Origin of the sequence: Streptomyces sp. NBC_00316 (assembly GCF_036158715.1) — a bacterium.
Taxonomy (GTDB): Bacteria; Actinomycetota; Actinomycetes; order Streptomycetales; family Streptomycetaceae; genus Streptomyces.
In genome coordinates, this window is record NZ_CP108023.1 from 4,115,559 (window position 1) to 4,134,674 (window position 19,116).

Genomic DNA, 19,116 nt, shown 5'->3' on the forward strand with positions numbered 1-19,116 from the left:
ACATAATGCCCACCCCGAAGTCCGCTACTCCGCGTCCTCCGCCGCATTGGCCGCGCGCGCTATCTCGCCCAGCACGCCCGCCGGGTTCCCGCCCGGCTCCACGGCCTGGCCGATCTTCTCCTTGATCAGTTCGCTCGCCTTCGCCCAGGACGTCTTGCCGACGGGGTAGAACTCCGAGTTCGGCAGCGCGTCCAGGAACTGGCGCAGCGGCTTGTGCTTGGCGTCCGTCTCCATCACCTCGGACGCGCTGTCGGTGACCGGCAGCAGGTCGTACTCGTCGGCGAAGGCCACCACGTTCTTGTCCTCAAACATGTAGTCGAAGAACGTGCCGATGGCCTCGCGGTGGTTGTTCTGCTTGAAGCCCATGATCCAGTCGGCGACGCCCATCGACCCCTCGGTCGGACCGTCGACGCCGGGCAGCGGCACCATGCCGACCTTCACACCCCGCTTCTCGGCCTCCTGCATGAGCGTCGGATGGCCGTTCAGCATCCCCACATCGCCGCGCGTGAACGCGTCGAACGCCTTCGCGCGGTCCAGCTTCCCGGGCTCCACCGGGCCGACCAGCCCCTTGTCGACCAGGTTGGTCTTCAGCCAGTCGAACGTCTTGATGTTCTCGGGCGAGTCGATGGTGTACGAGCCCATGTCGTCCGTGTAGCCGCCGCCCCCGCTGAGCAGCCACATCATGGTCTCGGCCTGGGACTCCTCCTGACCGAGCGGCAGCGCGAACGGGTAGGTGACGCCCCGCTGCTTGAGCACCGCCGCGTCGTTGCGGATGTCGTCCCAGGTCTTCGGGGCGTCCAGGCCCGCCCGGCTGAAGGACGTCTTGTTGTAGAAGAGCAGCCGGGTGCTGGCGACGAACGGCAGCCCGTACTGGGTCTGGTTGTACTGGCCCGCGTCGGCCAGTCGCGGCAGGAAGTTGGCCTGGGTGCGGATGGCGAGCATCTCGTCCGCGCTGTAGAGCTTCCCGGCCTTGGCGTAGTCCGCGTAGGCGCCGATCTGCGCGATGTCCGGAGCCTTCCCGCTCTCCACCATCTCGGCGACCTTGCGGTCGACGTCCTTCCACGAGTAGACGTGGACGTCGACCTTGATGTTCTTGTGGGCCGCCTCGAAGTTCCGGGCGAGATCGTCCCAGTATTTCTCGGAACTGTTCGCCGCACCGGTGCCGTAGTCGGCCGCGACGAGCGTGAGGGTGACGTCCCCCGAGCCGGTGCCGGCGCCGCAGCCCGACAACGTTGCCGTCATGCCCAGTGCGGCTGCCACCGCTGTCAGTCCCAAGTAGCGCCGCTGCACAGCCAGTCCATCCTCATCGTTTCGGCGAACACCCGACCGTCCGGATGAGCTGCGATTTTGACCCATGCCTGCAACTGAGGTCTACACCAGAGAAGTATCGCTTCCGCATCGTAACCGGACCTGTGTCCGAATGATCCCGGGGTGCCGTTGCACCGGGACCGGACCGGCGGTTAAGTACATCCCGGCGCACGGCATTTCATGGTCTGGACCTTTGCGTGCTCCCATTCCGGCACACACCGTCGCCATCGTTCTCCCCCGCACCGAGGAGCCGTCCAGCATGTCCCGTACCGCATCCGAAATTGCCACCCAGCCCGGCTCCTGGCGACGTGCCGCAGCGGCGGGGGCCGCGTTCGACGGCCTGCCCCGGCCGGGCGAGCGGGTCGCCGTCACCGGGTGCGGCACCTCCTGGTTCATGGCGATCGCGTACGCGGCGCTGCGCGAGGCGGCCGGACAGGGCGAGACCGACGCGTTCGCCGCGTCGGAGTTCCCCGCGGGCCGCCCGTACGACCGGGTCGTGGCCGTCACCCGCTCCGGTACGACGACCGAAGTGCTCGCGCTCCTCGGCGAGCTGCGCGGAAAAGTCGCGACGGTGGCGCTGACCGGCGATCCGAAGACGCCCGTCATGGACGCCGCCGACACCGTGGCCGTACTGGACTGGGCCGACGAGGAGTCCGTCGTCCAGACCCGGTTCGCCACCACCGCACTGGCCTTCCTGCGGGCCGGCCTGGAGGCTGCGGGTCCGCTCCCGGCAGGGGTGAAGACGGTCGCCGAGGCCGCGGTCGACGCGGAGCTCGCGGTGACCGAGCCGCTTGCGGAGGCGGCCGTCGCGGCCGAGCAGTGGACGTTCCTGGGGCGCGGCTGGACGTACGGGCTCGCCCAGGAGGCCGGGCTGAAGATGCGCGAGGCGGCCGGCGCCTGGACCGAGTCGTACCCGGCGATGGAGTACCGGCACGGCCCGATCTCGATCACCGGGCCGAACCGGGTCACCTGGGTGTTCGGAGCGCTGCCCGAGGGGCTCGCGGGCGAGGTCGCGGGGGTCGGCGGCACGCTGGTCGCCCATGCCACGGCCGACCCGATGGCCGATCTGATCCGGGTGCAGCGGCTCGCGGTCGAGATCGCGGAGTCGAAGGGGTACGACCCCGACCACCCGCGCAATCTCTCGCGCAGCGTGATCCTGGCCCCCTGAGCCGACGGTCCGCACCGGCCGTCCACATCATTTTGTATGGGTGCGCAACAAACAGCACTAGTGGACTAGACCTATCGGGGTTCGACGGGCGAAACTGTCCCCGTGAAACACGTCATCGCCCTCGATGTGGGCGGCACCGGAATGAAGGCCGCACTGGTCGGGGCCGACGGCACTCTGCTGCACGAGGCCCGGCGCGCGACCGGCAGGGAGCGCGGACCCGACGCCGTCGTGGAGTCGATCCTCTCCTTCGCCGCGGACCTGCGCGCCCACGGCGAGGAGCACCTCGGCGAGAGCGCCGTCGCGGCGGGTGTCGCCGTCCCCGGCATCGTCGACGCGGAGAACGGGATCGCGGTCTACGCCGCGAACCTGGGCTGGCACGACGTACCTCTGCGGGACAAGCTCGGCGAGCGGCTCGGCAAGGTGCCCGTCGCGCTCGGCCACGACGTCCGGACCGGCGGCCTCGCCGAGGGCCGGATCGGCGCGGGCAAGGGCGCCGACCGCTTCCTGTTCGTACCGCTGGGCACCGGGATCGCCGGGGCCATCGGCATCGCGGGCACCATCGAGGCGGGCGCGCACGGGTACGCGGGCGAGATCGGACACATCGTGGTCCGGCCGGACGGGCCGGACTGCGGCTGCGGACAGCGCGGCTGCCTGGAGACCCTGGCCTCCGCCTCCGCCGTCAGCCGTGCCTGGGCCGCCGCCTCCGGTGACCCCGCCGCCGACGCCGCGGACTGCGCGAAGGCCGTGGAATCGGGCGATCCCGCGGCCGTACGGGTCTGGCAGGACGCGGTCGACGCGCTCGCCGCCGGGCTGGTCACCGCACTCACACTGCTGGACCCACGCATGCTCATCATCGGTGGCGGTCTCGCAGAGGCAGGGGAAACCTTGTTCGTACCACTCCGTGCGGCCGTCGAGGAACGCGTCACGTTCCAGAAGCTGCCCCACATCGTCCCGGCGGCCCTCGGGGACACCGCCGGATGCCTGGGCGCAGGGCTGCTCGCCTGGGATCTTCTCTCCACGGAGGTATCCGCCTGATGGCCGCACGCGCAGACAGCACGGTTCTCGCAGGGGCCAGGGTGGTGCTTCCCACCGGAACCGTCGAGAACGGCCGGGTGATCGTCGACGGCACCCGGATCTCCGGCAGCGCCCCGGAGAACGCCCGGACCGTCGAGCTGGCCGGCCACTGGGTCGTCCCCGGCTTCGTCGACATGCACAACCACGGCGGCGGCGGCGCCTCCTTCACCTCCGGCACCGTGGACGAGGTGCTCACCGGTGTCCGCACCCACCGCGAGCACGGCACCACCACCCTGGTCGCCTCCACCGTCACCGGCGAGATGGACTTCCTCGCCCAGCGGGCCGGCGTCCTCTCCGAGCTCGTCGAACAGGGCGACCTGGCCGGGATCCACTTCGAGGGCCCGTTCATCTCGCCGTGCCGCAAGGGCGCGCACAGCGAACAGCTGCTGCGCCACCCCGACCCGGCCGAGGTCCGCAAGCTGATGGACGCCGCGCGCGGTACCGCGAAGATGTTCACGCTCGCCACCGAACTGCCGGGCGGCCTCGAGTCGGTGCGCATGCTCGCCGAGCGCGGGGTGATCGCCGCGATCGGGCACACCGACGCGACGTACGAGCAGACCGTCGAGGCGATCGGCGCCGGCGCCACCGTCGCCACCCACCTCTTCAACGCGATGCCGCCGCTCGCCCACCGCGAGCCCGGCCCGATCGCCGCGCTCCTCGAGGACGAGCGGATCACCGTCGAGCTGATCAACGACGGTACGCATCTGCACCCGGCCGCCCTGGAACTGGCCTACCGTCACGCCGGGGCCTCCCGCGTCGCGCTGATCACGGACGCGATGGACGCGGCCGGTTTCGGCGACGGCCGGTACCAGCTGGGCCCGCTCGCCGTCGACGTCACCGACGGCGTCGCCAGGCTCGTCGAAGGCGGTTCGATCGCGGGCTCCACGCTCACCCTGGACACCGCGTTCCGCCGGTCCGTCACCCTCGACAGGATCCCGGTCGAGGACGTCGTGGAGTCCATCTCCGCCAACCCGGCGCGGCTCCTCGGCCTGTACGACAGGGTCGGTTCGCTGGAGCCGGGCAAGGACGCGGACCTGGTGGTCCTGGACGACGACTTCGTGCTCAAGGGCGTCATGCGCAAGGGCGAATGGGTCATCGATCCCCAGCTCGGCTGATTCCGCCCCCGGTTGACGGTGGGTCGCATGCGTAACGAAGAGGAGGCGGTTGGTCCCGAGGTCTGGGCCGACCGCCGTCTCTTTGACATGATCGCTTCGTCAACAGCAGGGAAAGCGCGTTCTGGCAAGGGGATCCGCGCTCCGGCACGGATCGAAGGGGTGGCCGAGGTGATCCTCACGGTCACGCTGAACACGGCGCTCGACCTGACCTACGGCGTACCGGCACTGGTCCCGCACACCAGCCACCGCGTCCGCGACCTCTCCGAACGCCCCGGAGGCAAGGGCCTCAACGTGGCCCGGGTGCTCTCCGCGCTCGGCCACGACACCGTGGTCACCGGCTTCGCCGGAGGCACCACCGGAGGAGTGCTCCGCGAGCTGCTGGCCGGTCTCCCGCCGCGCGACGCCCTCGTCGCCGTCGCCGGGAACACCCGCCGCACGATCGCCGTCGTCGACGCGTCCACCGGCGACACCACCCAGTTCAACGAACCGGGCCCGCACGTCACCGCCGACGAATGGGCCGCCTTCCTGACGACGTACGAGAAGCTCCTCGGCGAGGCGGACGCGGTCGCCCTCTGCGGCAGCCTGCCCCCCGGCATCCACGTCGGCGCGTACGCCGAACTGGTCCGCCTGGCCCGCGCCGCCGGGGTCCCGGTCCTCCTCGACACCAGCGGCGAACCGCTGCGGCGGGGCATCGCCGCCCGCCCCGACCTGATCAAGCCGAACGGCGACGAGCTCGCCCAGCTCACCGGCTCCCGCGAACCGCTGCGCGCCACCCGCGACGCCCGCCGGCGCGGTGCGCACGGCGTCATCGCCTCGCTCGGCGCGGACGGCATGCTCGCCGCCACACCCGAGGGCAGCTGGCGGGCCGCACCGCCCGCCAGGGTGGCGGGCAACCCGACCGGAGCGGGCGACTCCGCGGTGGCCGGGCTGCTGTCCGGCCTCGTCGAGGGTCTGAGCTGGCCGGACCGGCTGCGCAGGGCGGTGGCACTGTCGACGGCGACCGTGCTGGCCCCGGCGGCCGGGGAGTTCGACCGGGCGGCGTACGAGGAGCTGCTGCCGCGCGTCGACGTCGAGGAGTACGCCCCGACGACGACCTGAGCCGGGGCGGACCGCGGGGTGACCCGCGCACCCGTCCCGCACCGGCAGCACCACCCGTACCAACCGCACGGCCCAGCACCACCCCGTACATCCCGCGCCAACAGAACGTCCCAGGGGGCAGCATGCCGCTCGTCAGCACCGGTGAACTCGTCTCGGCCGCGCAGGCCGACCGTCGCGGGATCGCCGCCTTCAACGTCATCACGCTGGAGCACGCGGAGGCCATCGCCGCGGGCGCGGAACGCGCCGGGGCGCCCGCCATCCTGCAGATCTCCGAGAACGCCGTGAAGTTCCACGGCGGCCGGCTCTCCGCCGTCGCCGCCGCGGCCGCCGCCGTCGCCCGCGCCTCCAGCGCGCCGCTCGCCCTCCACCTCGACCATGTCGAGTCCGTCGAGCTGCTGCACCAGGCGCACGCGGAGGGCTTCGGCTCGGTCATGTTCGACGCATCGAAGCTCCCCTACGAGGAGAACGTGCGGGCCACGGCCGACGCGGTGGCCTGGGGTCACGAGCGCGGTGTGTGGATCGAGGCGGAGCTCGGCAAGGTCGGCGGCAAGGAGGGCGAGCCGCCGCTCGACGCGCACGCCCCCGGTGTCCGCACCGACCCGGCCGAGGCCGCCGCCTATGTCGCGGCGACCGGGGTGGACGCGCTGGCCGTCGCGGTCGGCTCCTCGCACGCGATGACGGAGCGCACCGCCGCCCTGGACCACGACCTGATCGGCCGGCTGCGTGATGCGGTCACGGTCCCGCTGGTGCTGCACGGCTCCAGCGGCGTCCCGGACGGCGAGATCCGCCAGGCGGTCGCCTCCGGCATGCGCAAGATCAACGTGGGCACGGCCCTGAACACGGCCTTCACCGGTGCCGTACGTGCGTACCTGGCCGAGAACCCGACGGGCGTCGACCCCCGCAAGTACCTCGTCCCGGGCCGCGAGGCGATGGCCGCGACGGTGGCGGGGTTCCTGGCGCTGATGGGCTGAGGACCACGAGGTGGCCGGAACGCAAGAACTGCCCTACGTCCTCGTCCGAACCGTCGTGGTCCGGAGGAAGGCGTAGGGCAGACCGGTTCCGCGAGGGCTCAGCCCGTCGCCGGCGTGACCTCGAGCCAGTCAAGAATCACGTCGCACTGATTGCCGGACTCGCACGAGATCTTGATCTCGTTGTCGCCCTCGTGCAACGTGACCGGCGCCCAGGTGGTCTGCCAGTTCTTCTCCCAGTTCGGGTCCGAGGAGTGCACGAAATTCTTCAGACCGATGGGCTGACTGTTCGCCTTGCCGTTGACCGTCAGCGTGGCGTCGGCGTCCTTGGCGGGGATGGCGTACCGCACCGTCAGCCGGTACTCCCCCTCGGTCTTCATGGGTGCCTTCCAGGTCACCGAGGACCCGACCTGGTTGAAGCCGGTGACGTACACGCCGTCCGCGCCCTCGGCCCCCTTGATGGCCTTCTCGACCTTGGCCGTGCCGCCGAGCTGCAGCGTCGCCGCGTCCTGCTTCGGCAGCTCCACGGGCTCCTCGGAGGAGGACGCGGAGTCGTTCGGCTTCGGGGAGTCGTCGGTCCGGCCGTTGGCGCCGGCCGAGGTGGTGGCCTCGTCCTTCTTCTTGCCGTCGTTGTCGTCGCCCGTGATCAGTGCGGCGCTGATACCGATGACCACGACGGCGACGACCGCGATCGCGCCGATCAGCAGGCCCCTGTTGTTCGGGCCGCCCTTGCCCGGGCCACCGGTCCGGCCGTGGCCGCCCGGCGGCGGGACCTGGGAGGCGGGTGCGCCACCGGGGTAGGTCTCGGGGGCGGCGTACTGCGCGTTCGGGCGGCCGTAGGGCGCCTGCGGCTGGCCGTACGGGGCCTGCGGCTGGCCGTACGGCTGCTGCGGCGGCACCTGCTGCCCGTACTGGCGCTCGCCGACGGTCCGCACCTGGTTGTACGAGGTCCTCGGCACGCCGGGCTGTGCGGCCGGACCCGGGTAGCCGTACCCGCCCTGCCGCGGCGCCTGCGCGCCGGAAGCCTGTCCGTCCTCGTACAGGTAGCCGAACGGATCGTCGTCCTCGGGCGTGCTTGCGCCGTTGTTCCCGGCCGTCATCCCTGGGTCACTCCTCACCATGTCGCCAGCCGTCGCCGAATATCGCCAGCCGTGGCCGACCGGCCGAGCCTACCTCGAACGGTGCACACCAAGAGTTGCCCATGACCATCGGGGGCGGATACGGGAGGCAGCTCGGGGCGCCCGGAACAGCCCTGCCGTGAACGTCAGCCGGCCCTGCGGTGAACCTTCGACCGGGATCGCTTCTCCACGTACATCCGCTGGTCGGCGGAGCGCAGCACCTCTTCGCCGGTCATGCCGCAGGCGGCCCAGCCGATCCCGAAGCTCGCCCCGACCCGCACCGCGCGACCATCCACCCGAATGGGCGGAATGATGGCGTTACGGAGGCGTACCGCGAGGTCTGCGGCGTCCGCGGCGCCGAGCCCGTCCGCGAGAACGACGAATTCGTCACCCCCGAGCCGAGCGACCGTGTCGCCGTCGCGCACACAGGTGGTGAGCCGGCGGGCGACCTCGATCAGGACGGCGTCCCCGGTGTGGTGCCCGAAGCGGTCGTTGATGGACTTGAAGCCGTCGAGGTCGCAGAAGAGGACCGCGAGCCCCTTCGCCCCGTCGTTCGCGCCGTCGGGCGCCACGGCGTGCACATGGTGGTCGAACGGACCGCCGGCCACCGCGTCGGCCTCGAAGCCGTCGGCGCGGAAGCCGTGCATCCGGCCGTCCGGGTCCTCGACGTCGCCGTACGCCGCGTCCAGCGCCTCCACGGCGGTGGTGGCCGCCGCGTACGGGCGCTCGCAGAGCCGGGCGGCGAGCCGGGCGCGCAGCTCGGCGCTGTTGGGCAGGCCGGTGAGCGCGTCGTGCGAGGCGCGGTGCGCCAGGTTCAGCTCATGCCGCTTGCGCTCCTCTATGTCCTCGACATGGGTGAGGAGGAAGCGCGGGCCGTCGGCGGTGTCCGCGACGACGGAGTTGCGCAGCGAGACCCAGAGGTACGACCCGTCCCGGCGCCCGAGCCGCAGCTCGGCGCGGCCGCCCTCGGCGGAGGTGCGCAGCAGGGTGCCGACGTCCTCGGGGTGGACCAGGTCGGCGAAGGAGTAGCGGCGCAGCACCGAGGCCGGGCGGCCGAGCAGCCGGCACAGCGCGTCGTTGGTGCGCAGCAGCCTGCCGTGCTGGTCGCCGCCCATCTCGGCGATGGCCATGCCGCTGGGTGCGTACTCGAAGGCCTGGCGGAACGACTCCTCGCTGGCGCGCAGCGCCTGCTGCTCGCGTTCGAGCCGGACCAGGGCGCGCTGCATGTTTGCTCGGAGCCGGGCGTTGCTGATCGCAATGGCCGCCTGTGACGCGTACATCTGGAGGGCCTCACGGCCCCAGGCGCCGGGACGGCGGCCGTTGCGCGGCCGGTCCACGGAAAGGACGCCGAGGAGGTCGAGGCCGCCGCCGGACGCGTACATGGGGGCGTAGAGCCGGTCCTGCGGGTGCCACTCGTCGTCGAAGCGGGGCTCGGGGCCTTCGGTGTGCCACTGCGGCACGTCGTCGTCGAGGAGGACCCAGCCGTCGGTGTGCGGTATGAAGCGCAGCTCGTCCCAGGCCTCGCCCATGGACAGCCGGCGCTCCCACGAAGCCCGGGAGCCGACGCGGCCGGTGATCAGGGATTCGGCGGCGGAGTTGCCGGCGAACGCGGCGACGACGAGATCACCGTCGGGGCGGACGAGGTTGACGCAGGCCAGCTCGTATCCGAGACCGGCGACGATCCCGTCGGCCACGGTCTGCAGCGTGTCGGCCAGACTCCGCGCCGTGTTGAGATCGGCGACGGCCTGATGCAGCTGCCGCATCGTCGCCAGACGGACGTACGGCTCCGACTCGGCCTCCATCGCTCGCACTCCCCGAGACCTCGACAGCACTCCATGTTTCATATCGACGTACTTGTTCGCAGTGTCACCGCCACTGAATCACAGTGAGCTGTACACCCGGTACACAGGGTCAGCAAATATTGCACTCTGTGACTCAAGTCACAACAGATGGTGAAGGGTTGAGTGGGGCCCGCACAAGCGGCCCTTCCGTTTCTTGAACGCAAATCCGGACGTTGCAGTACGTTGCAGCCCGCTCCTCGGCCCGGAGTCCTAGGACCCGGCTGGTCCCCTGGCCCGATGCGTCGGCGCGCGGCCCGCGGCTAGCGTGCCCGTTGTGTTGCAGACGAAGCCCCCCACCCCGCGGTCCGAGCCCATCCCCCATGCTGAGGGAGTGAGCAACGACGAGTTCCGCGGCGCCCTCGCCCGGCTGGCGGCCGGAGTGGTCCTGATCACCGCCCAGGAGCCGCCGCTCGACGAGCACGGACGCGGCGAGGACGTCGGAATGACGGCCACCGCCTTCATGTCCGTGTCGATGGACCCGCCGCTCGTCCTGGTGAGCCTGCGCAACGGCTCCCGGATGGACGACCTGCTCGACGAACAGCCGCTGTGGGCGGTCTCCGTTCTTGCCGAGAGCCAGCGGCACATCGCGGGGCGGTTCGCGATGAAGGGCCGGATCAGCGACCGGCTGCTGTTCGAGGACATCCCCTATGTGCGGGGAGAGGTGACGAGCGCACCACTGGTCGGCGGGTCCCTCGCCACCCTGGAGTGCCGTACGGAGCAACGGGTGCTCGCGGGCGACCACACGCTGGTGATCGGACGGGTGCTGAGCGCGACGCTGCCGAGCGCGGACGGCGGGCCGCTGACGTACTTCCGGGGGCGCTACCGCCAGCTCGGCTGACGGCCTGCCGGACGGCCCATGGACCGGGGGCGGCCGGCCGGGTGCCGCGGGCCGGCCCCCGCCTGCGTCTACCAGTCGCGGCCGGAGCGGCCGCGCTTCGTGTCACCCCGCTGCTTCTTCTCGCGCAGCCGGCGTTCGTTGATCCCGCGGGGGATCCTGGTCTTGCGGCGCGGCTTCGGCGGCGGCGCCGTGGCTTCGGCGAGCAGCGCGGCAAGACGGACGAGGGCGGTCTCGCGGTTGCGCCACTGGGAGCGGTGCTCCGACGCCCGTACCGTGACCACGCCGCCCACCAGCCTGCTCTCCAGGCGCTGGAGCGCCCGCTCCTTCCACACCTCGGGGAGCGCATCGGTCGCCTCGAGGTCGAAGCGGAGCTCCACCTGGGAGTCGCTGGTGTTGACGTGCTGGCCGCCGGGCCCGGAGGACCGCGAGAAACGCCACATGAGTTCGGCCTCCGGCAGGGAGACCGAACCGCGGATGACATAGGGCCCGGACATGACACCCATGTTCCCTGGCCGGGACCCCGTTCGTCACCTTCTTTTGACGTCTCGGTCGACAGTTCGGTAAAGAAAGTAAAGGGAGCAGGAACCTCTCGGTCCCTCGGGTGCGTTATGACGTGTGACGGTAGCTTCGTGATGGCACGAAGCCCTCACTCGACGATGAAAGGGACTTCCCATGGCAGTAAGCCTGTCCAAGGGCGGCAACGTCTCGCTCACCAAGGAGGCCCCGGGCCTGACCGCCGTCACGGTCGGCCTCGGCTGGGACGTCCGCACCACCACCGGCACCGACTTCGACCTCGACGCCTCGGCGATCGCGGTGAACCCCACGGGGAAGGTCGTCTCCGACGGCCACTTCGTCTTCTTCAACAACAAGTCGACCCCGGACCAGACCATCGTCCACACCGGTGACAACGTCACGGGCCAGGGCGAGGGCGACGACGAGCAGATCAACGTCAACCTGGCAGGCCTGCCGGCCGACGTCGACAAGATCGTCTTCCCCGTCTCGATCTACGACGCCGAGACCCGCAGCCAGAACTTCGGCCAGGTGCGCAACGCGTTCATCCGCATCATCAACCAGGCCGGCGGCACCGAGATCGCCCGCTACGACCTGAGCGAGGACGCCGCCACCGAGACCGCCATGGTCTTCGGCGAGCTGTACCGCAACGGGGCGGAGTGGAAGTTCCGTGCGGTCGGCCAGGGTTACGCATCCGGCCTGCGCGGCATCGCCCAGGACTTCGGCGTCAACATCTGACGCGACACCCATGCGGCAACACGGTTCGGGTCCTGACCTGAACCGTGGGGGCGCCCCCGTCCGATTCACCTTCGGCCGGGGGCGCCCGCGCGTCCGCACGACGACCCGAACACGCAGAGAGCACGGAGAGAGTGCGCGACATGATCATCGAACCACTGCTGCCGGTGGCCGGTGCCCTTCGCGGCCCGCTGCTCGCCGAACTCACCGCGCTCTACGCCTCCAACCTGACGTTCCAGCAGCTCAGCGGTGACTTCCCGGACCCGGACGACATCCGGCCCGAGCAGGTCGCCGCCTCGCTCGCCGAGGAGCTGGCGAACCCGGACACCGAGGTGCTGCTCGCCCGGTCGCAGGGGCGGTTGGCCGGCGTGGCCATCACCCTCGCGCACCACCCGGACCCGGCCGACCCCGACCCATGGATCGGGCTGCTCATGGTCGACGCACGGCAGCACCGCTCCGGTTACGGGCGCCGGCTGGCCGGCCTCGTCGAGGAGCGGTTCCGGGCAGCCGGGCGGGACGGCATCCGGCTGGCCGTCCTGGAGAACAACCCCGCGGCGCTCGCCTTCTGGACCGCGCTCGGCTACGACGTCATCGACCACCGCCGCGACCACTCACTGGGTCGCCCCTGCTCGGTGTTGCGCAAGGCGCTGAAGGCCACCGGAGCGGAGTAGGTCCCGGCGGGTTCCCGCGGCCGGTCACCTCGTCTCCGCGGCGGGCCTGCCTTCGCCGTACAGCCAGGCCTTCCACAGATCCGTCAGATCCTGCCCCGTGGCCTTCTCCACATAGGCGGTGAAGTCGGCCGTCGATGCGTTGCCGTGGCGATGGGCCTTCGTCCAGCCCGCGACGAGGGCGAAGAACCGGCGGTCGTCGTCGACGGCCTGCCGGATCTTGTGGATCACCATCGCCCCGCGCCCGTACACCGGGGCCTGGGAGATGTCCGCGGCCGTCGGCGGATCGGCGGGCGGGAAGGCCCAGTTGTCGTCGTCGGCGAAGGCCTCGTCGAAACTGTCCCCCACCGGAACCCCCTCCTTGTCCGCCTTCCACAGCCACTCCGCGTACGTGGCGAACCCCTCGTTGAGCCACATGTCGCGCCAGCTCGCAGGCGTGACGGAGTCGCCGAACCACTGGTGGGACATCTCGTGGACCAGAAGTCCGGCGGTCGGCGGCCCGGGGAAGTACGGCCGGTCCTGGGCCTCCAGCGCATAGCCGGAGTCGCGCGGACGGCCGACGATCGCACCGGTCGAGGAGAACGGGTACGGCCCGAAGCGCGCGGCCTCCCACTGCACGATCTCGGGGATCCGGGCGAGGGTCCGGGCACTCGCCGCGGCCTCCTTCGGGTCCACGGCCGTGAACACCTCCATGCCGTCGGGGGTCGTCGACGCCTTCGTGTCGAAACGGCCGATCGCGAGCGTCGCGAGATAGGTCGCCATGGGCTCGGCGGTGTGCCAGTGGTACGTGGTGGTGGGACCGGACGTCCTGCCCGACGCCCTGCGGGACGTCAGTTCCCCGTTGGAGACAGCGGTCAGGCCCTGGGGCACGGTGACCGTGAGGTCGTACGTCGCCTTGTCGCTCGGGTGGTTGTTGCCGGGGAACCAGGTCATCGAACCGACCGGCTCGCCGAGCGCGACCGACCCGTCCGCGGTCCTCAGCCAGCCCTCCTTCGACCCGTCCGGATCGGTGAGGGTCAGCGGGGAACCGGAGTAACGGACGACCGTGCGGAAGGTCCTGCCCCGGCGGAGGCGGCTCTCCACCTCGGCGTCGGGCCGCAGCGTCAGCTCGCGGGCCGCCCGGTTGAAGGCGGCCGGACGCCCCTCGACCCGGGCGGACTCGACGGTCAGGCCGGCCAGGTCGAGGTTGAAGGCGCTGAGGTCCTGGGTGGCGCGCGCCGTGATCACGGCGGTACCGCGGATCCGGTGTGCGGCCGGGTCGACGTCGAGGGTGAGGTCGTAGTGCGTGACGTCGTACCCGCCGTTGCCGGCCTTCGGGAAGTACGGGTCGCGCAGGCCTGCGGCGCCGGGGGTCCCCTCCACGCCACCGCTGCAGGCGGTGGCGAGGCAGACGACGGTGGCGAGGACCATGAGCGGGACGGTGGGGCGCACACCGACGACCCTATGTGTGGCATGCCGGGTCGGGGATGCTCACCTCGGGTCCCGGTCCCGCAGCAGCGCCGCGATCTCCCCGAACCCGCGCCGCTCCGCGTGTTCCAGCGCATGCGCGGTCTCTCCTGGGTCCTGTGGTCGGCTTTCCTACCGGGCGAGTGCGGCGACGCCTGCCCGGGCGAACTTCTCGTCGAGGTCGCCGCTGGGGGCACCGGCCACTCCGACGCCGGCCACCGGTGCACCCTTGACCTGCACCGGGGCGCCGCCCGCGAGGAACAGAGTGCCAGGGATGTCCTTCAGGTTCGGGGCCTGCGCCAGACGGCCGGCGAGCACGGAGGTGGGGGCGTTCCAGGAGACGGCGGTGTACGCCTTCTTCTCGGCGGACTCGTACGCCTGCGGGCCGGAGCCGTCGCCGCGCAGCGTCACGACGGTGTTGCCGTTCCGGTCGACGACGGCGACCGCCACACGCTGGTTCTCCTTCTCGGCGGCGTCGAGGGCGGCGCGCGCGGCCTCGGTGGCGGCGGCGACGGTCAGATGAGTGGTCTGCTGGAGGTTCCGGTTCGCCGTGTCGGACGTGACGGCGGCGGCAGGGGCAGCGGCGAGGAGGCCGTCGCCGTGGCCGCCCGGCTCACCCCCGACGTCGTTCTGATGGACCTCCAGCTGGGCGAAGGAATCGACGGCGTCGAAGCCACCCGTCGCATCGCGGCCACCGGCGTCCACGTCCTCGTCCTCACGACGTACGACACGGACGCGGACATCACCCGCGCCATCGAGGCGGGCGCCACCGGCTACCTGCTGAAGGCGGAACGCCCGGAGGAACTGTTCGCCGCGATCCGCTCGGCGGCCCAGGGCCGCACCACGCTCTCCGCACCGGTGGCCGGCCGTGTCATGGCCCGCATGCGCAGTCCCCTGCCGACGCTCACCGACCGCGAACGCGACATCCTGGGCCAGCTGTCCCAGGGTCTGGGCAACCGGGACATCGCCCGGGCCCTGTTCATCAGCGAGGCCACGGTCAAGACGCACCTGGGCCGCATCTACCACAAACTCGGCGTCGACACCCGTGCGGGCGCCGTCGCCGTGGCGAAGGAGCAGCGGCTGCTGCCGTGAGCCAGGCCGCCCACTGCCCCCACGGCCCCGGCGGATACGGGACGGACGGGTCACCCCAGCGCTCCGGCGTCGACGCACCCCCGGGCATGACACCATCGAACCGTGCTCGACATCGGCTACTCCCTCTCCCGACGCTTCCCCGATCCCCCGCAGACCGACTACCGCCGCGCGGACGTCCACGCCCTGCGGCACGACCTGTTCTCCGGGGACGTCTACCTCGCGGACACCAAGGCGGACCGCGAAGTATCCACAGCCTGGGGATGGGTGCCCGTGCTCGACTTCGCCTGGGCTCTCTGCGACATCGTCGAGCAGATCGACCAGGACCCCCGCGGCAGCCGCTCGCACCGGCGGCAGTTCGCCGAGCTGGACTTCACCGAGTCGTCCGACCGGATGCTCTTCGAGCGCCGCTTCGGCTGGGTCGATGTCGAAGCCGACTGGATGCCCGGCGACGAGCCCCCGCTCACCTTCAGCCACTCCCTGCTGCGCCGCGAGGCCCGCGACTTCCTGCACGACCTGATCGCGGACCTCGCCGACATGCACGAGGGGCTCGCCAACAACCCCGCGATCTGGGACCTCCAGGCCCGCTTTCCCCGCATCTGACGGGCGGACCGCGGAAACCGGCTACGCCTCCACCCGCACCCCGATCTGTGCCGCGAACGCCGGGGCCAGTTCCATCAGCTGCACCGGACTGATCACCGCTCCCGCCAGCCGCTCCACCCCCCGCGCGATGTCCAGCTCGGAAGCCGTCCGCAGGTCCACCGACTCCATCCGTGCGGACGTGAAGTCGGCCCGCTTCAGCACACAGTCCCGGAACTCCACCCGCACCAGCTGCGCGTCCCCGAAGTCCGGCTCGGACAGCACGCAGCCTTCGAAGACCACATCCGTCAGCCGCGCCGTGCGCAGGTTCAGATAGTCGATCTTCCCCCCACGCACATGCACCCTCTCCAGCACCGCGCCGTGCAGCTGCACCCCTCCCAGTCGCGCGTCCACCACCTCCACATCGCGCAGCGACGCCCCCGCGAGATCGGTGCCCACCCCTCGCACCCCCGTCAGGACCGAGTCGATGAAGCGGGCCCTGACCAGCTCCGTACGGTCGAGCGCGCACCCCTCCAGGGCACAGTCCATGAACCGGGCGCCCGGACCCGACTCGTCCGTGAGGTCCGTCCCCTCGAACCGCACACCGTCGTAGTCCCCGTCCGGCTCCAGCCCTTCCCCTTCGTACGGAACGAGCGGCGGCAGCCGCACCTCCGGCCGCCGCGCCGTCGCCACGGCGTCCTTCCCGCCACCACTCCTGCTGTTACGTGCCATGACCCCATCGTGACCCACGCCACTGACAACGCCCCCGCGCCGATGTCACACCCGGCCCCCTTCACACCGTCGTGTCTGTGACGCCTTCTTCGACGACGCCTTCTTCGACCGAGGAGACCGGTACACATGCAGCGCATCCACATCATCGGCGGCGGCCTCGCCGGTTTCACCGCAGCGATCACCGCCGCCGAGTCCGGCGCCCCGGTGACCGTCCACGAGGCCCATCACACCCTCGGCGGCCGCGCCAGGACCGCCGAGGATCCGTACCGCACCAACGACGGGCCCCACGCCCTCTACCGCCGCGGACCGCACTGGACCTGGCTCGCGCAGCGCGGCCTCCTCGGCCCGACCGCCACCGTGCCGCTGCTCGCGGCCGCCCGGCTCCGGTTCCGGCTGGGCGGCGCGCTGCGCTGCACCCCGCCCCTCGACCTCCTCCGGCTCACCCGATACAGCGCCGGACAGGCCCCCGTCGACACCGACTTCCGCACCTGGGCAACCGGCCGGGTCGGCGAAGAAGGAGCCCGTGCGGCCGCGCACTTCGCCGCCGTCGCGCTCTACCACCACGATCCCGGTTCGCTCTCCGCCGCATTCGTCCAGGAGCGGCTGCGCCGCGCCGCCGCCCTGCCGCCCGAGGCCCGCTACCCGGTCGGCGGCTGGGCGCAGGTCGTCGACCGGATGGCCGCACGTGCCTGGAATCTGAGCGTCCGGATCGAGACGGTGAGCCGGATCGATCCGAGCGCCCTCGACGACGTGGCCCGCCGCGGCCCCGTCATCGTCGCCACCTCCCTCGACGCCGCCCGCGGACTGCTCCGCGACCCCACACTGACCTGGGACAGCGGCAGAACCGCCCTGATCGACCTGGCCCTGCGCACCCGGCGCGGCGACGCCTTCGCCGTCTCCGACCTGGACGCCCCCGGCTGGATCGAACGCTTCAGTGCCCAGGACCGCACTCTTGCCCCGGCCGGCCGGCAGCTCGTCCAGGGCCAGTTCCCCGTCGCCCCCGGCGAGTCGAAGGCGGTGGGCATCGCCCGTGCCGAGGATGTCCTCGACCTCGGCTTCCCGGGCTGGCGCGACCGCGTCGAATGGCGGCGCGAGGCTCTCGCCGCTGGCCGTACGGGCGCGGTCGACCGCCCCGGCACCACCTGGCGGGACCGGCCGGCCATCGACCGCGGCAACGGTGTCTACCTCGCGGGCGACCAGGTGGCGGCGCCCGGACTGCTCAGCGAGGTGTCGTTCAACAGCGGGATGGAGGCGGCCCTGCTCGCTCTCGGAAGGGGCGAGCAGCGCAGCCCGAACCGCCGGACGCCCGACCTCGAGCGGAGTTGAGGCCGCAGGGCGCCCCGGATGTCCGGCAGAGGTCAGCCGCCGAGCTCCGCCAGCGCCCCGTCCGTCAGCCGGTACACCGTCCACTCGTCCTGCGGCCGCGCGCCCAGCGACTCGTAGAAGGCGATGGACGGGGCGTTCCAGTTCAGCACCGACCACTCCAGGCGCTCGTAACCCCGCTCCACACAGATCCGCGCCAGCTCCGTCAGCAGCGCCTTCCCGTGCCCGCCGCCGCGCCGGTCCGGGCGCACGTACAGGTCCTCCAGGTAGATGCCGTGCACCCCGCGCCATGTCGAGAAGTTCAGGAACCACAGCGCGAAACCGACGGCCTCGCCGTCCTCGTCCGACTCGGCGATGTGTGCGTACGCGGCGGGCCGCTCACCGAACAGCGCCTCGCACAGCTGCTCCTCGGTGGCGTTCGCCTCGTGGAGCGCCTTCTCGTAGTCGGCGAGCTCGCGGATCATCGCGTGAATGACAGGGACATCGGCAGGGGTAGCGGTACGAATCATGAGGGCAGCGTATGCACGCGCCGGTACCGCTCCTCTCCCCTGCCCCTCCCGGCCGCTACTCCCGCTCCAGCAGCTGCCGGGCGATCTCCGCCTGCTCCGGCGGCAGCCGGTGTGCCCCGTCCGCCACGGCCCAGACCCCGTTCTGCAGCACCCGGCCCAGCGTCCAGGCCCGCGCCCGCTCCCGGTCCAGCCCCAGCACCTCCGTCATCAGATCGAACCTCCACCGGACCCCCGACGTGTCGAACCGGTTGAACAGGGCGGGCATCAGATCGAAGCCGGGATCCCCGGCCAGCGGCTTCGGATCCAGTGCGACCCACTCCTGCGCCCGGCCCTCGTCGGCCCGGCCGGCCAGGACGTTGTCGTAGTGCAGGTCCCAGTGGAGCAGCCGGTCCCCCGGTTCGCCCGCCACCTCCCGCACCGCCGCCGCGCAGTCCATCAGCATCCGCCGTTCGCCCGTGTCCGCCAGCCTCGCGGCCGCCCGCCCCGCCTCGGCCAGCATCCGCTCCGCGGCGTCCCCGAGCCGTCGCATCCCCTCCGGCGCGCGTACGGACGTGAGCCGGGCGAGCAGGCCGGCGAGCACCTCGACGGCCGCCCGTGCGTCGGCCGTCCCCGACAGCGGCCGCCGCTCGTCCAGCCGTTCCAGCAGCATCGTGCCGGTCCCGGGGTCGTGACCGAGCAGCTCCACCGCTCCCGCGCCCGCCTCGCCCCACACCCGCAGCGCGACCGGCTCCCCCACCGTCTCCTCGTCCTGCGCCTGGAGCTTCAGCGCCGCCCGCCGGCCGTCCGACTCGCGCACCACCGGCAGCACCAGCGCGCACATCCCGTACAACGCGGCCCCGTCCCGCCGCAGCCCCCACTCCTCCAGGAACCGGTCCGCGAGACCCGGCAGTGCGGCCAGAAACGCCCGCCCGGCCTCGCCGTTGTACTTGGACTGGGTGGCGATCAGCGCGTCCGGAATGTCAATCACGCACCCGATCGTAGGACCGTGCATCAATCG

20 protein-coding genes are annotated in these 19,116 nt (G+C 71.6%); 11 read left to right on the forward strand and 9 right to left on the reverse strand.

Annotated features, from left to right (window positions below):
- Window positions 1-24: 24 nt before the first annotated feature.
- Window positions 25-1,290, reverse strand: coding sequence for an ABC transporter substrate-binding protein (locus tag OG878_RS18290; RefSeq protein ID WP_443049127.1), 1,266 nt, complete (start codon window positions 1,288-1,290; stop codon window positions 25-27).
- 277 nt (window positions 1,291-1,567) lie between these two features.
- Between OG878_RS18290 and OG878_RS18295 the strand changes: the two genes are divergently transcribed.
- The 5 genes from OG878_RS18295 to OG878_RS18315 all read left to right on the forward strand — a co-directional run bounded on the left by OG878_RS18295 (window position 1,568) and on the right by OG878_RS18315 (window position 6,734).
- Window positions 1,568-2,476 (forward strand): SIS domain-containing protein, encoded by a 909-nt coding sequence (locus OG878_RS18295; RefSeq protein WP_328887780.1) that lies wholly within the window; start codon window positions 1,568-1,570, stop codon window positions 2,474-2,476.
- Between the two features lie 102 nt (window positions 2,477-2,578).
- Window positions 2,579-3,511 (forward strand): ROK family protein, encoded by a 933-nt coding sequence (locus tag OG878_RS18300; RefSeq protein ID WP_328887781.1) that lies wholly within the window; start codon window positions 2,579-2,581, stop codon window positions 3,509-3,511.
- Complete coding sequence (gene nagA, locus OG878_RS18305) at window positions 3,511-4,665, forward strand: N-acetylglucosamine-6-phosphate deacetylase (RefSeq protein WP_328887782.1); 1,155 nt, start codon at window positions 3,511-3,513, stop codon at window positions 4,663-4,665. Before OG878_RS18300 ends, nagA begins: the two co-directional genes overlap by 1 nt.
- A gap of 168 nt (window positions 4,666-4,833) precedes the next feature.
- Complete coding sequence (locus OG878_RS18310) at window positions 4,834-5,763, forward strand: 1-phosphofructokinase family hexose kinase (RefSeq protein WP_328891290.1); 930 nt, start codon at window positions 4,834-4,836, stop codon at window positions 5,761-5,763.
- Window positions 5,764-5,885: 122 nt separating this feature from the next.
- The gene (locus OG878_RS18315; protein ID WP_328887783.1) at window positions 5,886-6,734 is read left to right on the forward strand and encodes a class II fructose-bisphosphate aldolase; all 849 of its coding nucleotides are present in this window, start codon (window positions 5,886-5,888) and stop codon (window positions 6,732-6,734) included.
- 98 nt (window positions 6,735-6,832) lie between these two features.
- On the opposite strand, the gene OG878_RS18320 is transcribed toward OG878_RS18315, so the two are convergent.
- Together OG878_RS18320 and cdgB are read right to left on the reverse strand one after the other, a co-directional pair.
- Window positions 6,833-7,831, reverse strand: a complete 999-nt coding sequence (locus OG878_RS18320; RefSeq protein ID WP_328887784.1) for a CBM35 domain-containing protein — start codon at window positions 7,829-7,831, stop codon at window positions 6,833-6,835.
- 164 nt (window positions 7,832-7,995) lie between these two features.
- Window positions 7,996-9,651: a diguanylate cyclase CdgB gene (gene cdgB / locus OG878_RS18325; protein ID WP_328887785.1), complete on the reverse strand. Its 1,656-nt coding sequence runs from the start codon at window positions 9,649-9,651 to the stop codon at window positions 7,996-7,998.
- Between the two features lie 370 nt (window positions 9,652-10,021).
- Between cdgB and OG878_RS18330 the strand changes: the two genes are divergently transcribed.
- Window positions 10,022-10,528 (forward strand): flavin reductase family protein, encoded by a 507-nt coding sequence (locus OG878_RS18330; protein WP_328887786.1) that lies wholly within the window; start codon window positions 10,022-10,024, stop codon window positions 10,526-10,528.
- Window positions 10,529-10,596: 68 nt separating this feature from the next.
- On the opposite strand, the gene arfB is transcribed toward OG878_RS18330, so the two are convergent.
- On the reverse strand, window positions 10,597-11,022 hold the full coding sequence (gene arfB, locus OG878_RS18335; RefSeq protein ID WP_328887787.1) for an alternative ribosome rescue aminoacyl-tRNA hydrolase ArfB: 426 nt from the start codon (window positions 11,020-11,022) through the stop codon (window positions 10,597-10,599).
- A gap of 178 nt (window positions 11,023-11,200) precedes the next feature.
- On the opposite strand from arfB, the gene OG878_RS18340 reads away from it, so the two are divergent.
- Together OG878_RS18340 and OG878_RS18345 are read left to right on the forward strand one after the other, a co-directional pair.
- On the forward strand, window positions 11,201-11,776 hold the full coding sequence (locus tag OG878_RS18340) for a TerD family protein (RefSeq protein ID WP_277327613.1): 576 nt from the start codon (window positions 11,201-11,203) through the stop codon (window positions 11,774-11,776).
- A 140-nt stretch (window positions 11,777-11,916) separates the two neighbouring features.
- Window positions 11,917-12,444: a GNAT family N-acetyltransferase gene (locus OG878_RS18345; RefSeq protein ID WP_328887788.1), complete on the forward strand. Its 528-nt coding sequence runs from the start codon at window positions 11,917-11,919 to the stop codon at window positions 12,442-12,444.
- 24 nt (window positions 12,445-12,468) lie between these two features.
- On the opposite strand, the gene OG878_RS18350 is transcribed toward OG878_RS18345, so the two are convergent.
- Together OG878_RS18350 and OG878_RS18355 are read right to left on the reverse strand one after the other, a co-directional pair.
- Window positions 12,469-13,851, reverse strand: a complete 1,383-nt coding sequence (locus tag OG878_RS18350) for a M1 family metallopeptidase (protein WP_328891291.1) — start codon at window positions 13,849-13,851, stop codon at window positions 12,469-12,471.
- A gap of 168 nt (window positions 13,852-14,019) precedes the next feature.
- Window positions 14,020-14,532, reverse strand: a complete 513-nt coding sequence (locus tag OG878_RS18355) for a GlcG/HbpS family heme-binding protein (protein ID WP_328891292.1) — start codon at window positions 14,530-14,532, stop codon at window positions 14,020-14,022.
- On the opposite strand from OG878_RS18355, the gene OG878_RS18360 reads away from it, so the two are divergent.
- A complete protein-coding gene (locus OG878_RS18360; protein ID WP_443049259.1) occupies window positions 14,419-14,979 on the forward strand; it encodes a LuxR C-terminal-related transcriptional regulator in 561 nt (186 codons plus the stop codon). The genes OG878_RS18355 and OG878_RS18360 overlap by 114 nt on opposite strands.
- A gap of 102 nt (window positions 14,980-15,081) precedes the next feature.
- Complete coding sequence (locus tag OG878_RS18365; protein ID WP_328887789.1) at window positions 15,082-15,579, forward strand: hypothetical protein; 498 nt, start codon at window positions 15,082-15,084, stop codon at window positions 15,577-15,579.
- 21 nt (window positions 15,580-15,600) lie between these two features.
- Here OG878_RS18365 and OG878_RS18370 read toward each other — a convergent pair whose 3' ends face one another.
- Window positions 15,601-16,287 carry a pentapeptide repeat-containing protein gene (locus tag OG878_RS18370; protein ID WP_328887790.1) on the reverse strand — a complete coding sequence of 229 codons (687 nt, stop codon included), beginning with the start codon at window positions 16,285-16,287 and terminating at the stop codon, window positions 15,601-15,603.
- A 126-nt stretch (window positions 16,288-16,413) separates the two neighbouring features.
- Here OG878_RS18370 and OG878_RS18375 point away from each other — a divergent pair, with 126 nt between their 5' ends.
- Complete coding sequence (locus tag OG878_RS18375) at window positions 16,414-17,613, forward strand: NAD(P)-binding protein (protein WP_328887791.1); 1,200 nt, start codon at window positions 16,414-16,416, stop codon at window positions 17,611-17,613.
- A gap of 32 nt (window positions 17,614-17,645) precedes the next feature.
- On the opposite strand, the gene OG878_RS18380 is transcribed toward OG878_RS18375, so the two are convergent.
- Window positions 17,646-18,119 carry a GNAT family N-acetyltransferase gene (locus OG878_RS18380; protein ID WP_328887792.1) on the reverse strand — a complete coding sequence of 158 codons (474 nt, stop codon included), beginning with the start codon at window positions 18,117-18,119 and terminating at the stop codon, window positions 17,646-17,648.
- Between the two features lie 55 nt (window positions 18,120-18,174).
- Window positions 18,175-19,110, reverse strand: coding sequence for an aminoglycoside phosphotransferase family protein (locus tag OG878_RS18385; protein WP_443049128.1), 936 nt, complete (start codon window positions 19,108-19,110; stop codon window positions 18,175-18,177).
- Between the last annotated feature and the right edge of the window lie 6 nt (window positions 19,111-19,116).